The sequence below is a fragment of the Actinopolyspora sp. BKK2 genome (genome assembly GCF_011291845.1).
Taxonomy (GTDB): Bacteria; Actinomycetota; Actinomycetes; order Mycobacteriales; family Pseudonocardiaceae; genus Actinopolyspora; species Actinopolyspora saharensis.
On sequence record NZ_JAANTE010000001.1, the window covers coordinates 185,435 to 203,154 of the forward strand.

A 17,720-nucleotide genomic window follows, 5' to 3' on the forward strand; every position below is an offset into this window, starting at 1 on the left:
GCCCGATAGGTGTCACCGTGACGAAATGATGCTTTGAAGAGATCCCTGCGAGGGGAGACGTGTCCGGGGGCGAGTGGGGGTGTGCTGCCTCGGGGTGGGCGGACCGCTGTGACGCAACTTAACTTTTCAGCAAAACTAGTTTGTAGCAAAATGAAAGTGTCAATGCAGCGGAACGAGAGGAGCAGAAACGATGACAGCCATGTCCTCGGCGGCCCCCACGCAGGACCTGGCCGGCATAGTCGGCAAGCACTTCATCTACACCTACGACAACGGCTGGCAGTACGAGATGTACGTGAAGAACTCCACGACGATCGACTACCGCATCCACAGCGGGATGGTCGGTGGTCGCTGGGTCAAGGATCAGCCCGTCGACCTCGTCCGACTCGGCGAGGACAGCTACAAGGTGTCCTGGAACGAACCCACGGGAACCTCGGTCAGCGTCAACGTGCTGCTCGCCGAACGACGGCTGCACGGCGTGATCTTCTTCCCCCAGTGGGTGCACCAGCATCCGGAGCGCACCGTGTGCTTCCAGAACGAGCACCTGGACGCGATGCGTCGCTACCGCGACCAGGGGCCCACCTACCCGATCTACACCGTGCCCGAGTTCGCCAGGATCACCTTCCTGGAGGACCGCGGCGACAACGACGAGCAAGTCGTCGCGGAAGCCCCCGAGGAACTGCCCGAGGGCTACGCCGCGCGCGTCAACTGAACTCGCTGCCACGCCCCGGAGGAGGGGTCTCGAACTCGGCGAGCCGCTCCCGCGTCTCCTGAAGATCACGTTCGAGTTCGGCGATGCGGGACGCCGCGCTCAGCAGCGTGTGCTTCTGGTCGAGAAGCTCGCGCACTCGAGCGGCCAGGCGCAGCTGCTTACGGCTGTAGCGGCGATGACCTCCCCCGGAGCGCGTGGGCGTCAGCAGATCCGTGGTGTTGTCCAGACTGCGCAGAAAGTCGGGGGTGACCCCGAGGATCTCGGAGGCGCGGCCCATGGTGTACGCCGGATAGTCGACGTCGTCGAACGCGCTGGCGGCGCGATCGGTGGGACCTGGGACGTCGGGCATGGTGCCTCCTGATCCTCGGAGCCGGTGTTCACGCCCGCCGCGGAACATCGGGGTCAGCTGTTGCCGCCCTCGATGACCCGACGGCCGCCCCCGTGCTCGACCTTGACCTGCCGCGGTTTCGCCCGCTCGGCCACCGGCAGCGTCACCGTCAGCACCCCGTCGGTGTAGTCGGCGCTGATGTTGTCCACGTCCAGCCCGTCACCGAGCGAGAGCTGCCGGGAGAACGTCCCCCGCGGGCGCTCCGCGGCCACGTAGCTGACCCCGGAATCCGAGCGGTTGTCCCGCTGGGTTTTGCGCTCGGCGCGCACGGTCAGCGTCCGGTTCTCGGCACTGACCTCCAGCGTGCTCGGGTCGACCCCGGGGAGATCGAACTCGACCACGTAGTTGTCCCCGGCGCGGTAGGCATCCATGGCCATCGACTGGGGAGCGCGGTCGCTGCCGAAGACCTCGGTGGCCAGCCTGTTCAGGTCACGGAACAGCGGGTCGAATGTCGTGGTCATTTCGATTGACTCCTTTCCCACTCGCAACCAAAGAAGCGTTCACAGCAGTGCTCGATCAGCAACTTGTGCGGAAGGTGCGGCCGGACGAGGTGACTGGGAGGAACTCCGTCACCGTCGAGCGGCCCGAGAAGGAAAGCGAGAGCGAAGGGGAAAGCTCGCGATCACCTCCCGGCTCGTCTGCTTTCTCCTAGCGCTTGCACCAAAAATTCTGGAACCACAGTCCTAGTTTTTCAAGGCTGCTGCGCCGATTTTTGGCGTTGATCACACGAAGAGGTGCCACGGGCACACCGGCTCCGCACGTCGACGCACCGCCGCACGCCCGAGCTCCCACCCCTGGTTCCACGCCGTATCGGGCTTGTCAGCACGACCCGCCGATTCACGACGCAGGCGCGGGAGCCGAATGCTATACGGTTCTGGTGGCTCACCGTCGCGCCCGAGGCAACGGCTCGCCAGGTGGACCGGGACCTCGACGTATCCGACCCCGGAGATCACGAATATCCATGACCGACACCACGAACGGCACCACCTCGTCGTCCGAGGAACTCGCGGCCGCGCTCACGCTCGAGGAGAAGGCCGCGCTCACCAGCGGGGAAGGGTTCTGGCACACCACCCCCGTCGAGCGGTTGGGCCTGCCCTCGATCGTGCTCACCGACGGCCCGCACGGAGTCCGCAAACAGGCCGGCACCGGTGATCACCTCGGACTCGGGGACAGCGTCCCTGCCACGTGCTTTCCCCCAGCCGTGGCCATGGGCTCCTCCTTCGATCCGGAACTGCTGGAACGCGTCGGTCGGGCCCTCGGCGCGGAGGCACGTGCCGCGGGGGTCCACGTGCTGCTCGGGCCCGGTCTCAACATCAAACGGTCCCCGCTGTGCGGACGCAACTTCGAGTACCTCTCCGAGGACCCGATCGTCAGCGGTGTGCTGGCGAGCGCGCTCGTGCGCGGCCTGCAGAGCCAGGGGGTCGGTGCCTCGCCGAAGCACTTCGCCGCCAACAACCAGGAACACGACCGCATGCGGGTCAGCGCCGACATCGACGAACGACCGCTGCGGGAGATCTACCTGCGCGGTTTCGAACGCGTGGTCACCGAGCAACAGCCCTGGACGGTGATGTGCTCGTACAACCGCGTCAACGGCGTCCACGCCGCCGAGAACTCGTGGCTGCTGGACACGGTGCTGCGGCGGGAATGGGGCTTCGACGGGCTCGTCGTGTCCGACTGGGGCGCGGTCAACGAACGCGCAGCCGCCCTCAGCGCGGGGCTCGACCTGGAGATGCCCGCAGGCGGCGCGGAATCCGACCAGCGCATCGTCACGGCCGTCCGGTCGGGGGAACTCGACGAGACCACGCTGGACACGGCCGCTTCCCGCGTGGCGGGCCTGGTCGAGCGCACCACGCGGCCGCAGTCCCACCACCCCTCGGAGACCGATCCGCGTACGCACCACGAACTCGCCCGCGAAGTGGCCGCGCGCAGCGTGGTGCTGCTGAAGAACGCGGACGACGTGCTGCCGCTGTCCGCCGAGACCTCGGTCTCGGTCATCGGCGAGTTCGCCCGCACACCGCGTTACCAGGGCGGGGGAAGCTCGTTGATCAACCCCACGGCCCTGGACAGCGCGCTCGAGGCGCTGCGCACTCGTGCCGGTGCGGAGCAGGTCACCTTCGCTGCTGGTTTCACCTTCGACGAGGCCGGCACCGACCAGGAGTCGCTGCGCCGGCAAGCCGTCGAAGCCGCGGCCGCGGCCGAGGTCGCCCTCGTGTTCCTGGGGCTGCCCGACTCCGCGGAATCCGAGGGCTACGACCGCGCGGACCTGCGGCTGCCCGCGACGCAGCTGGAACTGCTCGACGCCGTGCTCGACGTCAACCCGCGCACCGTGGTCGTGCTGTCCAACGGCGGCGTCGTGGACCCGGCGCCGTTCGTCGACCGGGTTCCCGCCCTGGTCGAGGGATGGCTGCTCGGGCAGGCAGGCGGCGGGGCACTGGCCGACGTGCTCTACGGCGACGTCAACCCCTCCGGGCGGCTCACCGAGACCGTGCCGATGCGTTTGGCCGACACCCCGGCCTACCTCGACTTCCCCGGAGAGCACGGCCACGTGCGCTACGGGGAGGGACTGTTCGTCGGCTACCGGTGGTACGACGCCAGGGACTTCGCCGTGCGCTTCCCGTTCGGCCACGGATTGTCCTACACGTCCTTCGCCTACTCGGACCTGTCGCTGCGCGCCCACGAGGCGGGCACAACGGTGCGTGCCACGATCACCAACACCGGACAACGCGCAGGGCGCGAAGTCGTGCAGGTCTACACCGGCGTGCCCGACTCCGCGGTGACCCGCCCGCCGCGGGAGCTCAAGGGATTCGCCTGCGTGGAGCTGCAACCCGGACAGCAGCGCGAGGTGACCATCGAACTGCCCAGGCACGACCTGGCCCACTGGGACACCCGGTTCGGCAGCTGGGTGGTCGAGGGAGGAGAGCACACCGTCGAGGTGGGCTCATCCAGCCGCGACATCCGGCTGAAGGGCACGGTCGAGGTCGCCGGCGACGAGACGCGCGCACCGTTGACCCTGCAGTCCTCCCTCGGCGAGCTGCTGCGGGACCCGCAGGCTCGGCAGGTGCTGCAGCGGATGGTCGAACAGGCCTCCGGGGCGGAGGTCCTGTCCACCGCGCTGAACGATCCGGGACTGGTGAGCATGATGGAATCGTTCCCGCTGGACCGGCTGCCCACCTTCCTCGGGGAGGAGTTCAGCCGCGAACGCATCGCCGAGATGCTCGAGGTCGTCAACGCGCAACGCCCCTGAAGCCGCACCGCCCGCTCCCGGCGCACAACCGGGAGCGGGGCTCGGTGAGCGGAGGAAGCGCTGCCGATCAGCCGGTGAGGAAGCCTGCCAGCGCGTCACCGATCTCCTGCGGGGAGTCCTCGGTGGGGATGTGCTTGCCGGTCACCCGCACCAGCTCGGCCTGCGGGAACTGGCGGACGAACCGCTCGGCGTACTCCAGCCGCTGGAACTCGTCGTCGGTGCCCCACACGAGCAGCATCGGCAGCGCTCGCGCACGCAACTTGTCGACCACCTCGGTGGTGTAGCGGGAGTCGGCGGCCGCGGCCATCGACATCCACGAGCGCACCCGGCGCTCGTCCCGCCAGGGATCCAGGTACTCGTCGAGCTCGGCCTCGCTCAGCTCCCGCACGGTCGTCCTGCCCATGGCCGTACGACGTGTCCGAAGCAGGTCCTCGACGGTGGTCTCGGCCCGGACCTGCGGGTCCTGGAAACGCTCCACCGCCGGGACCGGCCACGAATCCAGCACCACACCGTTGACCAACGCCAGCCGGGTCACCACTTCCTCCCGGTACGCGGCGAGGTGCTGGGCGATCGCCCCACCGATGTCGTGACCGACCACGGCGTACTGCCGGACACCGAGCCGTTCGGCGAAGCTGTGCACGATCTCGGCCAGCGCGGGCACGGTCGCCCCCTCCGGGGAGGACAGCTCACCGTCGGAGTAACCGAACCCCGGCAGGTCCATCGCCACGGGCCGGCACACCTGCCCGAGCCGGGCCATCACGGGCTGCCACACGCGACTCCAGAAAGTCCCGTGCAGCAGCAGAACCACCGGGCCGTGCTCCCCGGCGGCCAGATAGGACATCCGCGTGCCGTCGACGTCGACCTCTTCTCTGCGCACATCCACCATGCCCGGCCGGATTTCCGCGGCCGGCTTCCCCGAAACGTCACCGCGCGCGAAGCCGGCCCAGCCGGCCCCGGATGCCGGGCGGGACCGGGGACGGGCAGCGGAATCGCTGCGATCCGGCTACATCGTCAGCACGACGCGGAAACGGGCCTGGTTGCTCATCATCCGCTCGTAGGCCTGGGCGGCCTTGTCCAGCGGCACGGTGTCGATCATCGGCCGGACACCGGTCAACCTGCTGAACCGCAACGTGTCCTCGGAGTCCTTCGACGTGCCGGAGGGATGGCCCACGATCGAGGCGGCCGGCGTGATCAGGGAAGGCGGTGCCACCTCGAGCGGATCACTCGCCGCGCCGAGGACGAGCAGCTGCCCCCGCGGGGCGAGACCGGGCAGCACGCGGGCGGCCGCGGCCCCACTGGCCGCCGTGGCCAGCACCACCGTCGCCCCGCCGGTGGCGGCCAGCGCCTGCCCTGGATCCGTGGCGTCGCTGTCGATGTGCTCGTGCGCACCGAGATCGCGGGCGAGTTCCGCCTTCGCCGCACCGCGCGAGATCGCCACGACCTCCATGCCCATTCTGGCGGCGAACTGAATGCCGAGATGCCCCAGCCCACCCACGCCGAGCACGGCCACCCGGTCTCCCGGGCGGGCCGGGCTCTCCCGCAGCGCGTGATAAGTGGTCACCCCGGCGCACAGCAGGGGAGCCGCCTCGATGGCCGACAGCTGCTCGGGCATCCGCGCCAAGGCGTCGGCCGGCACCACCACCGCCTCGGCGTAGCCCCCGTCGAACGTGATCCCGGGAACCCTGCCGTTGGCGCAGGTGATGAAGTCCCCGCGGCGGCACGATTCGCAGTGGTAACAGGCCCCACCGAACCAGCCCACCCCCACCCGCTGCCCGCGCTGCCACGACCCCCGCACACCGGGCCCGACCTCGTCGATCGTGCCCACGATCTCGTGACCGGGAACGATCGGGTAGGGCGTGCTCGGCAGCACGCCCTCCTTGGCCCACATGTCGCTGTGGCAGATTCCGCAGGCCTCGACCCGGACTCGCACCTCACCCGCGGAGACCTCCGGTACTTGCCGGTCGACCAGCTCCAACGGCCCGCCGGGTTCGGCGACCTGTACAGCGCGCATCGAAGACATCCGAACTCCTCACCCCGTGCCGGAATCCACCTCGTGGAGCTCCCGCAGGGGACGGGTCGGTCTTCGACCCGGCGAGCGGACCGACCGATCCGACCGGTGTGACGCGGGAACTCCTCCCGCGCCACGGTGACGCTCGTTCAGCCGTTCCGCAGGGCGGCTCCGGCCGGTTCCGCGGGCTCGACCGCGTTCCCGACGGTCTCGGGCCGCCGCGCACCGTCCCGGACCCACCGCAGCAACAGCAGCGCCAGCAGCGCCACGACCGCGGAAGCCGGCCCGAGCGCGCCCCAGCCCCACCGGGCCACGACGGCACCGCCGGTGACACCGCCGAGTCCCATGCCGAGATACATCGCCGAGGAGTTGAAGGCGATGACCACGCTGGCCATGGCCGGTTTCAGCGCGATCAACCTGTGCTGCACCGCGGGCATGATCCCCCATCCGCCGAAGCCCCACAGGGCCAGCAGCACCGCGCTGGCCGCAAGTGAGGGCCCGGCCAGCGGCAGCAGAGCGAGACCGGCGGTGAGCACCAGCAACGAGCCGACGATCCCGACCGACGAGCCGAACCTGTCGGTGACGCGCCCGACCACCACATTGCCGGTCGCGCCCGCCGCGCCGTAGACGAACAGCAGCACACCGAGCGTGCCCGCGCTGACCCCGGTCAGCGCTTCGAGCATCGGCGCCGCGTACGTGTAACCGGCGAAATCGGCCAGCGAAGCCAGCGCGGACACGGCCAGCACCAGCACGACCGGCCGGTTGCGCAGCACACCGACCCGCTCGCCGAGCCGGATCGGTGGTGGCGCGGGAACCGCGGGGAGCACGCGCAGCGCGAGGGAGGCGATCACACCGAGTGCCGCGACCAGCCAGAACAGCCCCTGGTAGCCGAACACGTCGTTGAGCAGCACACCGGAGGGAACCCCGATCACCGTGGCCAGCGTCAACCCGGACAGCACCACCGAGACCGCCCGGCCACGCCGGTCCAGCGGGACCAGATCGCTGGCGATGACCACTGCTGTGGGCGTGAACAGACTCGCGCCGATCGCGCCGAGCACGCGGGCGGCGGTGAGGGTGGCGAAGTCCGGGGCCAGCGCCGTGGCCACGTTGCTGGCCACGAACAGCCCCAGCGAGAACCACAACAGCCGCCGCCGCTCCCATCTGGACACCATTGTGGACAGCACGGGTGCGCTGACCGCGTACGTCAACGCGTGCACGGTGACCAGCTGGCCCGCGACCGTCACCGACACGCCGATGTGGCCGGCGATCGCGGGCAGCACTCCGGCTACGAGATACGAGCCGGTGTTGACGACGAAGGTGCCGACAGCGAGCACCAACAGCCGGAAAGACATGGGCATCCTTCGGGCACGTTCGAAACGAACAGGGCACAACGGGGACACGCGGCCCCCGAAAACGGGGACCACGTGTCGTGGGAGAGAGGTGCCCACCGGCGTGGGCACGAGGATCCGCAACCGAGCCCGGTCGGCGAATGCGATGGACGAGCACCGGATGCGGCGAAGAATTGTTCGTTCGACCGAGGACCCTGCAACCGCGGCCGGCCGCTGGCCGGACCCGTTCTCGGCGTCGACTCGCGAACACGGCCCACCGCGGGGCCGCACCGAGAATTTCGTTCGGACAGCCGACGGTGTTACGCCACGTGTCCCGCTTCACAGGAGTTCGGACCGGTGGTGCGGAGACACCGCGTCACGAAAGCGGAAGGTGCACACCGGCGCGACCGCGGCCGGAGTCCCCGCGCCTGCGTCGTTCTGTCCTGTTCGGATCTGTTGCGCTGCCAGTGACCGAGGCCGTTCGCACCGGCCACGGCCCAGGACCGCGCGGTGGCCGTCCCAGGGGCGTTGCGCACTGTCAGCCGCCCGCCGCGGACTGCTCAGTCGTCGCCGGCGAAGGGGCCGCCTGCCCCGAAGACCCGTTCGGCGAAGCGGTCACCGATGCGGTGGTGCGTGGCTGCGTCCGGGTGCAACCGATCGGGCAGTGGCAGTTCCGCGGTGTCCGCTTCGCCGTAGAGCTCCCGACCGTCGAGGTAGTGCAGGCTCGGGTCCTCGGCCGCCCGCTGCTTGACGATGCGGGAGAGCTCCTCGCGAATGACGTTGAGCGTCAGCTTGCCCGCTGCACGTTCCGCCGGGTCACCACCGGCCCGGAAAGTCAGCTCGCCCGCCTCGAGGTTTTCGAACTCCGGCACGCTGGGGCCGGGGGTGTCCTCGTGAATGGGGCAGTGAATGGGGGAGACCACCAGCAGCGGGGTGTCGGGGTGGCCCTCGCGGACGGTGTCGAGGAAACCGTGCACGGCGGGCGTGAAGGCGCGCAGCCGCATCAGGTCGGTGTTGACCAGGTTGATGCCGAGTTTGAGGCTGATCAGATCGGCCGGGGTGTCGCGCAGGGCGCGAGCGGTGAACGGGTCGAGCAGCGCGCTGCCGCCCAGCCCCAGGTTGGTCAGTTCCACACCGCCGCGGGAGGCCGCCAGCGCGGGCCAGGTCGTGGTGGGGCCGGCCGCGTTGGAACCGTGGCTGATCGAGCTGCCGTGGTGCAGCCACACTCGCCTGCCCCGATCCGGCGCGACTTCGACGGGGGCGTCGCTGCGCAGCTCGACCAGTTGGGTGCTCTCGTTGTACGGCAGCCAGATCTCGAGGTCCTTCGCCTCGGCGGAAAGCCCGGAGAATCGAGCCGTGCCGACCGGGCCGGTCCGGGTCTCGACGGATCCGGTGCTCATGTCCACGATCCTGAGATTGCCACCGGCCACGCTGGTCCGAGCTGCCAGCTCGCCGTCGACCAGCAGGTCGTACACTCCGTCGGGCCGGGGCGGCGCGCCCCGGTAGGCCATCTTGGTGGGCAGCGTGTCCAGCTCGACGGTGGTGGCTCGGGTGCGCAGGACCAGTCGCACACCGGAGGGCTGGGACTCGGCCATGGACAGCTGCCCGTCGGCGCACTGGGCGCGCGCCCGGGCGGGGAGCCGGTGCGGCAGCACCCCGTGCTCGGTGCGTTCCAGGTCGAGCGCGCCGCGCAGCAGATCCGCGGTGATGGGGGTGCTGATCCGGTCCGCGTCCGTGCTCGGCTCCTGGCGAGCCGCATCGCCGCTGCTTCGGGAATCCATGGCCACCAGTCTCGCAAGCACGGCCTCGAGCCGCACACGAATTGTGCACCCCGCCCGGGGCGGAAGGGAGCGCTCTTCCCGCTAGCCCGTCGGAAGGGGCCGGGGACCGGGGAGGAACTGTGGGCGTGGTCGCGCTGCCGCTGATGAGCGAGCACTGACCACAGTGAAACCACGATCCAAAAGTGCGAACTTCGCATTCTTGACGCAGCGATGTGCAGATCGTATGTTAGCGCTCACTCGAGTGGTGCCGATCACTCACCGCCCCGCGCGGGGAGGAAGGCACGCACACGCCCGGTCGCCCTGCCCCGGCGCGTGCCGCACGGAGCACGCGCACGACGAGAGAGTACGACACCGATGGCGAAGAATCCCTTGACCAGCAGATATCGACACGCGCTTTCGCGCGTCGCGCTGACCTCGCTGCTGGCGCTGAGCAGCACACTGCTCACCCCGGCCGCCGCATCCGCCGAGGCCGGCGCGGCAGCACCGGTCCACCAGCGACAAGCACCCGGTAGCACGGTGGTGAACGCACCCCCGGGCCACAGCGGACACTCCGGTCCACTGGCGCGGAAGGTCACCGAAGCGGCCGAAGCGCTCGTGGTGCACCACGCCGACGACGTGCGGGGCAACATCACGCTGCCGACGAGCGGTCTGCACGGCACGCAGGTGTCCTGGAAGTCGAACAAGAAGAAGGTGGTCACCCCGACCGGCGAGGTGAACCGCCCCGAGCACGGTGCCGAGCCTGCCTCGGTGAAACTCACGGCGACCGTGCGGCTGGGGAGAGCGAAAACCAAGCGCAGGTTCGACCTGACAGTGCGGCCGCTGCCGGAGCAAAAACCGAAGGAAGGATATCTGTTCTCCTACTTCACCGGAGAGGGATATTCGAACGGTGAGCAGGTGTACTTCGCCGCCAGCCAGGGCAACGACGCGCTGCACTGGGACGAGCTCAACGGCGGCGAGCCCGTGCTGACCTCGACCAAGGGCGAGCAGGGCGTGCGGGACCCGTTCATCATCCGCTCCCCGCAGGGCGACAAGTTCTACCTCATCGCCACCGACCTGAAAATCCACGGCGACGGGAACTGGGACGAGGTCCAGCGGCACGGCAGCAAGCACATCGAGGTGTGGGAATCCACCGACCTGGTGCACTGGTCCGAGCAGCGCCACGTCCGGGTGGCCCCGGACAACGCGGGCAACGTGTGGGCCCCGGAGGCCTACTACGACGAGTCCATCGGGGCCTACGTCGTCTTCTGGGCGTCCAAACTGTACGCAGCGGACGACCCGGAGCACGAGGCCGACACCTACAACCGGATGATGTATGCCACCACCCGGGACTTTCACACCTTCAGCGAACCCAAGGTCTGGAAGGACCCCGGACACTCGGTGATCGACTCCACCGTCGTGCAGGAGGACGGCACCTACTACCGGTTCACCAAGGACGAGCGCAGCAATTCCCCCGACGCGCCGTGCGGCAAGTACATCGTCGAGGAGAAGTCCCAGCAGCTGCGCAGCCAGAACTACGAACTCGTCGCGGAGTGCATCGGCAAGGGCGAGGGTCCGGACTCGGGGATCAGCCGCGGTGAGGGGCCGACGGTGTTCGCGTCGAACACCACCGACAAGTGGTACATGTTCATCGACGAGTTCGGAGGTCGTGGCTACGTCCCCTTCGAGACCACCGACCTGGACTCGGGGGAGTGGCGCCTCGCCGAGAACTACGACCTGCCGGACAGGCCACGACACGGCACGGTCCTGCCGGTCACGAAGGAGGAACTGCAGCGGCTGCGGGCGAACATGTAGTCGCCCCGGCGCAAGGGCGCACCGCGGCGGCCGCCGGAGCAGTCGGGCTCGCCTCTCCGGCAGCCGCCGCGGACCAGCACACCCACCGCGCGGGGGCTAGCCCACCGGGCCGGAACCGTCCCGCAACCGGCCGACGGTGCTGTGCCGGGTGACCAGTTCGGGAGCGATGACGGCGCTGGAATCGACCTCGTCGGAACCGTCGATGCGCTGCAGCAACAACTCCATGCTGCCCCGACCGACCGCGTCGAAGTCCTGCGCCACGGTGGTCAGGGGAGGGGTGAAGTAGGCGGACTCCGGCGCGTCGTCGAACCCCGCCACGAGCACATCGGCCGGAACCCGGACCCCTCGCTCGTGGAAGGCGCGGAGAGCACCCAGCGCCATCTGGTCGTTGGCGGCGAACACGGCCCGCACGTCGGACCGCTCGGCCAGCAGCCGGCCGCTGGAGTAACCGGATGCCGGGCTCCAGTCCCCGCGCAGCGGCTCGGGCGGTTTCACACCCGCCCGCTTGAGCTCGGCCTTCCAGCCGGAGAGCCGCCCCTGGGCCTCCAGCCAGTCCGACGGGCCCGCGATGTGCCAGACCGAGCCCGCTCCCTGCTCGAGCAGATGCCGGGTGACCAGCCGTGCCCCCTCGGCCTGGTCCACGCACACCACGGGACGCCCGCCTCCGTCCCCGCCCTCGACGACCACCAGCGGCAGTTCCGCGGGCACGTCCCGCAGCGCCTCGACGGCGGCCCGGCGCGGGGCGATGGCCACGATCCCCTCGACGAATTGGCTGCTGAGGCGCTCCACCGCCTGTCGGACAGCGGCACCGTCGACGTCCTTCACGCTGGCCACGCTGACGAAGTAGCCCGCCTGGCGCGCCGCTTGCTCGATGCCGTACAAAGTGCTGGCCGGGCCGTAGAGCGTGCTGGCCGGGCTGATGACGCCGATGACTCTCGTGCGCCGGGTGACCAGGGCCCGGGCCGCCGAGTTCGGCCGGTAGTCGAGCTGTTCGATCGCGGCGAGGATCCGGCTGCGGGTGCCGGGAGACACCGACGGGTGATCGTTGAGCACCCGGGAGACCGTCTGGTGGGAAACGCCGGCCAATCTGGCGACATCGGCCATCACGGCACGACGCTGCGTCGAGGTCGCGTTCCGGGGCATCGACACCTCCGCTGTCCGGGCGTTGGCACGACCGTATCGTTGCCGCTGCCATCCCGTGCCGAGTGTGCCGATTCGCGAGGGCACCCGGATTCGTCCCGCGGCAGCCGCGGGGGATGCCGAGCGGCATCCCCCGCGCAGGTGCCGTCGCGCGGTCAGTCGGCGTAGGCGGCCCGCCCCACGGCGGACAGGATCCGCTCCCGCTCGGCAGCGGTGAACACTCCCCGCTGGAGCCAGCTCTGCGAGACCCGGGCCACCCGGCTCGTGAGCTCGCCCTTGTTGCCGAACGGAGCTTTCGCCCAGACCTCGTCCAGGAAGGTGGTGCCGTCCGCGGCACGGCGGTTCGCCACACCCGCATCGACCGAGTCGAACACGATCCGGGGCTCCTGCCTGCGGAAGTAGGCGTGATAGGCCTCGGTGGTTCCCTCGAAGAACGGGGCCAGCCGCACGTCACCGATCCGGAAGTGCAGCCCGGCGTCCGGTACGGGCTCCAGCGCCCTGGACAGGTCCCCGGACAGCCGCGCCGTTCCGTACAGGGACAGGGGGATGAACTCGGTGCGCCCGTCCCGGGCGATCAGGTTGACCGGCCCGTACATCAGGTTCTGCACCGTCGGATCGTCCGGGGTGCCTTCCGCGCGCAGCTGGAACGGCAGGTCGACGTCGACGATGTCGCCGGTGCGCCAGCTGCGCGCGAGAGCGACGTACTCGCCCGGCCGCGCGGAGATCGGCTGTCGGCGGCCGTTGATCCGCACCGAGAACCCGTTTCCGACCCAGCGCGGCACGCGCAGGCGCAGTTCGAAGCTCGCCGAGCCGTGCACCCGCAGTCTGCTGCGCCCTTCGTGCGGGAAAGTCGTCTCCTGCTCGACGCGCACGCCGCGGGCGCGCCAGCGCAGCGTGGAGGCGAGGTAGAGGTTGACGTACAGCGTGCTCTGGTCCTGGCTGACGAAATAGGCCGAGTCCTGGTACTTCGTCGCGTTCTCCATCCCGGTGCCCTCGCAGCAGGTGGTGCCCTCCTTCGGGGTGAAATCGCGGACCGCGCCGGGTTGCAGACCGACGAAGTAGGTGGTCAGCGGCTTTTCCGGATCGTCTTCATCCTGTTTGGACCCCAGTATCTGGTTGAGCAGGGTGCGCTCGTAGTACTCGGCGTACTCGGCACGGCCCTCCCGCAGGAACAGCGAACGGGTCAGCTTGAGCATGTTGTGGGCGCAGCACGTCTCGACGGTTTCCGGGCCCAGCAGCTCGGCGACGGCGCCGGACTCGTGGAAGAACTCGCCCTCGCTGGTGCCCCCGATGCCGAACATCCTGGGCGGTACGACCATGCGCCAGAAGTTGTGCGCGGCCTGCCGGTACCGCTGCTCGCCGGTGTGCTCGTACAGCATCGACAGGCCGGTGAAGATCGGGATGTGCTGGTTGGCGTGCTTGCCGTCGAGCACGTCTTCGTCCCGGGCACAGGCATCGATCAGCGAGTCCGGGTCGAAGTAGCCGGCCAACCGCAGGTGCTGTGGTTTGCGGGTGTGCTCGTAGGTGCGCAGTATCGCCTCGACCACGCCGCCGTACTCGCCGCTGGAGAAGATGCCCCACATCCGCTGCAGAACGGTGTCGCTGAGCTCGCTCAACCGGGAGTGCATCCAGTCGCACATGCCGGAGGCCAGGTCGAGGGCCCGCTGGTCGTTCGTGGTCTCGTAGGCGTCCAGCACTCCCTGCAGGATCTTGTGCGCGGTGTAGTACGGCGCCCACACCCGGTGGTAGTCGCTGGTGGTCATCGACTCCAGCAGGATGAACTGGGTTTCCGGGTACGCGGCGAGGAAACCGGGGTGGCTCGGCTCGCCCCAGCTTCGCGCGTATCCCGCGTGCCGCCCGGACCCCGACCGGTCGTGCAGCACGGTGCCGCCCTGCTCGGCGCAGTCGTAGGAGAAGCGGTCACCCGCTCCGGCGGCGGTGTCGGCGGCCCTGGCGTGTTGCAGCCGGGCGATCTGCTCACCGGTGAGAGCGGTCGACCACAGGTTGATGTCGTCGTAGCCGCCGGCGTGGACGGGGTCGTCGTGGTGCGACCGGCCGAGCCAGCAGTGGGAGAGCGTTCCGAGCTCGGCCGGGGTCAGCGACATGCTCGCGTTGCGGCCGACCCGGCGGCCGTTGACGTACAGCGCCCCGGAGTCGCCCGCGAGGGTGACCGCGACGTGGCTCCACTCGTCGAGCGGCAGTGGCTGCTCACCGACGATCCGCTGCTCGGCCGCACTGCCCGCACGGGTGATCGCGAACCGCGGAAGACCGTCCCCGTCGCAGGGGGTCAGGAACAGGTTCGTCTCGGTGTCGTTGCCGAAGTCGAAGACCCTGGTCCACGGTTCGGCCACGACCGGTCGGATCCAGGCCGCGAACGTCATGCTCGACAGGCCGTTGACCGCCTCCGCCGGGGCGTCGAAGTAGAGGTGGGAACCGCGTCGCACGGCCACGGCGCTGCCGAAACGTCCCGCGGTGCTGCGGATGCTCGGGGCGCGGTTCAGCGCCTGGCGGCACTCGTGCAGCGCGGCGATCATCGTGCGGAGCTTGCGGTCGAAGACCTCCTCGCCGGTGTTGGCGTGGGCCTGGGACAGCATCGTCATGAAATGTCCGGTGAAGTGCCCGCGGAGGTTGCCGTTGGCCTCGCCGTCCAGGCTTTCCCAGCCGTCGGGGGCGACCGCCCCGTGGGTGGGCAGGTCCGCGTTGGCGCGGAACACCTGCAGCAGCCGGTCCTCGTCGTAGCCGCGGGCGAAGCGCAGCATCCGAGCGCGCTTGTCGGCCGGCAGGCCCGGGCCGAGCGTCACGTCGGACAGCGGGAAACCCCGTAATCGCGCGGTTTCGGCGAGTGCGCCGGGAGTGCTGGGGGAGTCGGCCGCTGATGTGGGGGAAGTCAGGAGCGGGAGGGAAGCGCTCGCCGCCCCGATCCGGAGTGCGTCCCGGCGTTTGAAGTGACGTGCCATGAAGTTTCCTGCCCTCGCAGTAGGACTGATCGCGCACCGAGTTCCTGTTTGTGTGAGCGATCACACAAACCGGGGAGGAGGTTAGCAGTGGTGCGGGTCACTATCCATGGTTCAGGCGGGTTTTCGTCGGGCACCGCCCGGAGGGCCTCGGATGCTTCCGCGCTGAGGCGAGTGGTCAGCGCGCACATGCTGTCGGTGCCGCATCCGGCGAGCCGAGCGGAACGCACCCGAGAGCGGCCACTCCGGAAGTGGTCACCATCGGACATCACGGTGCCAACACGGCCCGACACGGGGCAGACATGCGCGCGGGTGTCTTGACAGGATGATTGTCGATCAATTGTCAGCTCTTCTGGGAGGCGCACCCGTGGGCCAGTGGTTCGACAGCAGCGTCGGTAGCGTGGACGAGACGACCCCGAACATCGCACGCATGTACGACTACTTCCTCGGTGGCTCGGCGAACTTCGCCGCCGACCGCGCGGCCGCCGAGGAGTTCCTGCGGGTGTATCCGGGCAACACGGCGTGGGCACAGATCAACCGAGCCCTGCTGGGACGTGCCGTGCGGCATCTGTGCGCCCGCGGGATCGACCAGTTCCTCGACCTGGGGTCGGGAGTTCCCACCGTGGGCAACGTGCACGAGATCGCTCAGCGGGAAAACCCCGAGTCGCGGGTGGTCTACGTCGACATCGAGTCCGTGGCGGTGCACCACGCCCGGCACATCCTGCAGGACAACGCCCAGGCGGGCGTCGTGCAGGCCGACATCCGACAACCGGACGAGGTGTTGCACGCACCGGAGGTGACCGAGCTGCTGGACTTCTCCCGGCCGGTGGGGATCCTGGCGGTGGCGATTCTGGACATCCTCCACGTCGAGGACCCGCCGGGGCTGGTGAGCGCGTATCGCGATGCGTGCGTTCCCGGCAGTGCGCTGGTGATCACCAACGGGGCACAGCTGAGCATGACCCCCGAGGAGCGCGCGGGCATCGATCAGGTCATGAGCCAGACCACCACTCCGCACGTCACCTTCCGCAGCCCGGAGGAGGTGGCTGCGCTGTTCCCCGGCTACACCCTGCTGGATCCCGGTGTGGTGCCCAGCGCGCAGTGGCGTCCCGACGAGCCGATCAGCCAGGAGCAGGCCCTGCGCTCCAACGGCTACGCCGCTGTCGGCGTGCTGTAGTCCCTCGGGGAGTGCGCCGGTGGTCTGCTCGGGTGGTTTTCGCGGGGCTGAGCTCGGGCGGGGGTTTGCTGCGGGAATCCCGAATTCGGGAATCCCCTGCACAGCGTCGGGGCCGCCCTGGCCAAGACCCGCGCCTGAGCCCCGGGCGGTGGAGGTGGGGGTCCGGTGGGGTGTTCCTGTCCGGACAACGATCTTTCACATTCGGTTGGGGTGCGTGTACGTTGCCGGTTCGGTCCGCGCACTACGCTCGCCGATCACCAGCTACCTCACCGAGGTGAAGGGATTCGCATGTACGGAACCGCAGCGCGAGGAACCACCGGAATCGAGACCTCCTCGGCCCCCACAGGGGAACGGCAGTCGGCGTGGTCGGTTGTCAGACCGGGTGGGAGTCGTGGCCTGCCCAGAGTTGTGCTGGCCCTGAAGGCGGCGTTGCTGCTGCTGATCGCCTTTCCGGGAGCGGCCGCGGCCGAGACGGTCCCTCCGGAGATCCCGGATAGCTCCGCACCGGCGGACGCGAAGTGGCTGCCCGCCTTCGACTACGACGGGGACGGCTGCTACCCCAGCGTGGCCATCGGCAGGAACGGCACGTTGAACCCGGGATTGAACAACTCCGGGGCGCTCGACGGGCAGTGCCACGACCCGTCCGATCTCGACAACTCCAACGTCTACGCCCGCGCCAAGCGCAACAACGGTTGGCAGGCGTACCTCTACGACATGTACTTCCAGAAGGACCAGGCAGTTCCGGGGGTGGATGCCTTCGGGCACCGGCACGACATCGAGCACGTCGTGGTGTGGGTCCACGACGGCAGCGCCCGGTACGTCTCCACCTCCGCCCACGGTGAGTACAACACCCACGCCGCCTCCGCGGCCGGTTGGCACGAAGGCACCCACGCGAAAGTCGTCTACCACAAGGACGGGGCCGGTACCCACGCCTTCCGGCTGGCGGGCAAGGACGAGCAGCCGGAGAACGATTGGGGAAGCTGGCACTATCCCACGCTGGTGAGCTGGAACAACTTCCCCGGTGACACCCGGGCGAAGTTGACCGGGGCCGACTTCGGCAGCGCCAGTCTGGCCATCAAGGACGGCGCCTTCCAGGACAACCTCGACAAGGCGAAACCAGACGGGATCCCGTTCGACCCCTACGCGTGATCCGAACATCGCCGCATCGGAGCCGTTTTCCCGGAATCCGTCCGGGGAAACGGC

12 protein-coding genes and 1 pseudogene are annotated in these 17,720 nt (G+C 69.3%); 5 read left to right on the forward strand and 8 right to left on the reverse strand.

Annotated features, from left to right (window positions below; all coding sequences use genetic code 11):
* Window positions 1-190: 190 nt before the first annotated feature.
* Complete coding sequence (locus G9Q41_RS00885; RefSeq protein WP_165631589.1) at window positions 191-709, forward strand: phenolic acid decarboxylase; 519 nt, start codon at window positions 191-193, stop codon at window positions 707-709.
* On the opposite strand, the gene G9Q41_RS00890 is transcribed toward G9Q41_RS00885, so the two are convergent.
* Both G9Q41_RS00890 and G9Q41_RS00895 read right to left on the reverse strand, forming a co-directional pair.
* Window positions 702-1,058 (reverse strand): MerR family transcriptional regulator, encoded by a 357-nt coding sequence (locus tag G9Q41_RS00890; RefSeq protein WP_092521641.1) that lies wholly within the window; start codon window positions 1,056-1,058, stop codon window positions 702-704. The two genes, G9Q41_RS00885 and G9Q41_RS00890, sit on opposite strands and share 8 nt — an antisense overlap.
* 53 nt (window positions 1,059-1,111) lie before the next feature.
* Window positions 1,112-1,558, reverse strand: a complete 447-nt coding sequence (locus G9Q41_RS00895) for an Hsp20/alpha crystallin family protein (protein ID WP_092521640.1) — start codon at window positions 1,556-1,558, stop codon at window positions 1,112-1,114.
* Between the two features lie 500 nt (window positions 1,559-2,058).
* On the opposite strand from G9Q41_RS00895, the gene G9Q41_RS00900 reads away from it, so the two are divergent.
* Window positions 2,059-4,341 (forward strand): glycoside hydrolase family 3 C-terminal domain-containing protein, encoded by a 2,283-nt coding sequence (locus tag G9Q41_RS00900; protein WP_165631588.1) that lies wholly within the window; start codon window positions 2,059-2,061, stop codon window positions 4,339-4,341.
* A gap of 67 nt (window positions 4,342-4,408) precedes the next feature.
* Here G9Q41_RS00900 and G9Q41_RS00905 read toward each other — a convergent pair whose 3' ends face one another.
* The 4 genes from G9Q41_RS00905 to G9Q41_RS00920 all read right to left on the reverse strand — a co-directional run bounded on the left by G9Q41_RS00905 (window position 4,409) and on the right by G9Q41_RS00920 (window position 9,458).
* Window positions 4,409-5,227: an alpha/beta hydrolase gene (locus G9Q41_RS00905; RefSeq protein WP_347567445.1), complete on the reverse strand. Its 819-nt coding sequence runs from the start codon at window positions 5,225-5,227 to the stop codon at window positions 4,409-4,411.
* A 117-nt stretch (window positions 5,228-5,344) separates the two neighbouring features.
* Window positions 5,345-6,361, reverse strand: coding sequence for an alcohol dehydrogenase catalytic domain-containing protein (locus G9Q41_RS00910; protein WP_092521638.1), 1,017 nt, complete (start codon window positions 6,359-6,361; stop codon window positions 5,345-5,347).
* 137 nt (window positions 6,362-6,498) lie between these two features.
* Complete coding sequence (locus G9Q41_RS00915; RefSeq protein ID WP_242686999.1) at window positions 6,499-7,701, reverse strand: MFS transporter; 1,203 nt, start codon at window positions 7,699-7,701, stop codon at window positions 6,499-6,501.
* A 536-nt stretch (window positions 7,702-8,237) separates the two neighbouring features.
* Window positions 8,238-9,458: a GDSL-type esterase/lipase family protein gene (locus tag G9Q41_RS00920; protein ID WP_165631586.1), complete on the reverse strand. Its 1,221-nt coding sequence runs from the start codon at window positions 9,456-9,458 to the stop codon at window positions 8,238-8,240.
* 576 nt (window positions 9,459-10,034) lie between these two features.
* Here G9Q41_RS00920 and G9Q41_RS00925 point away from each other — a divergent pair.
* Window positions 10,035-11,249, forward strand: a pseudogene (locus G9Q41_RS00925) (glycoside hydrolase family 43 protein); the annotation flags it as partial.
* Window positions 11,250-11,345: 96 nt separating this feature from the next.
* Here G9Q41_RS00925 and G9Q41_RS00930 read toward each other — a convergent pair.
* Window positions 11,346-12,392: a LacI family DNA-binding transcriptional regulator gene (locus tag G9Q41_RS00930; protein ID WP_165631584.1), complete on the reverse strand. Its 1,047-nt coding sequence runs from the start codon at window positions 12,390-12,392 to the stop codon at window positions 11,346-11,348.
* A gap of 152 nt (window positions 12,393-12,544) precedes the next feature.
* A complete protein-coding gene (locus G9Q41_RS00935; RefSeq protein WP_165631583.1) occupies window positions 12,545-15,346 on the reverse strand; it encodes a beta-L-arabinofuranosidase domain-containing protein in 2,802 nt (933 codons plus the stop codon).
* Window positions 15,347-15,710: 364 nt separating this feature from the next.
* Between G9Q41_RS00935 and G9Q41_RS00940 the strand changes: the two genes are divergently transcribed.
* Window positions 15,711-16,517, forward strand: coding sequence for an SAM-dependent methyltransferase (locus tag G9Q41_RS00940; RefSeq protein WP_092521633.1), 807 nt, complete (start codon window positions 15,711-15,713; stop codon window positions 16,515-16,517).
* A gap of 288 nt (window positions 16,518-16,805) precedes the next feature.
* Window positions 16,806-17,666 (forward strand): NPP1 family protein, encoded by an 861-nt coding sequence (locus G9Q41_RS00945; protein WP_242687000.1) that lies wholly within the window; start codon window positions 16,806-16,808, stop codon window positions 17,664-17,666.
* Window positions 17,667-17,720: the final 54 nt, after the last annotated feature.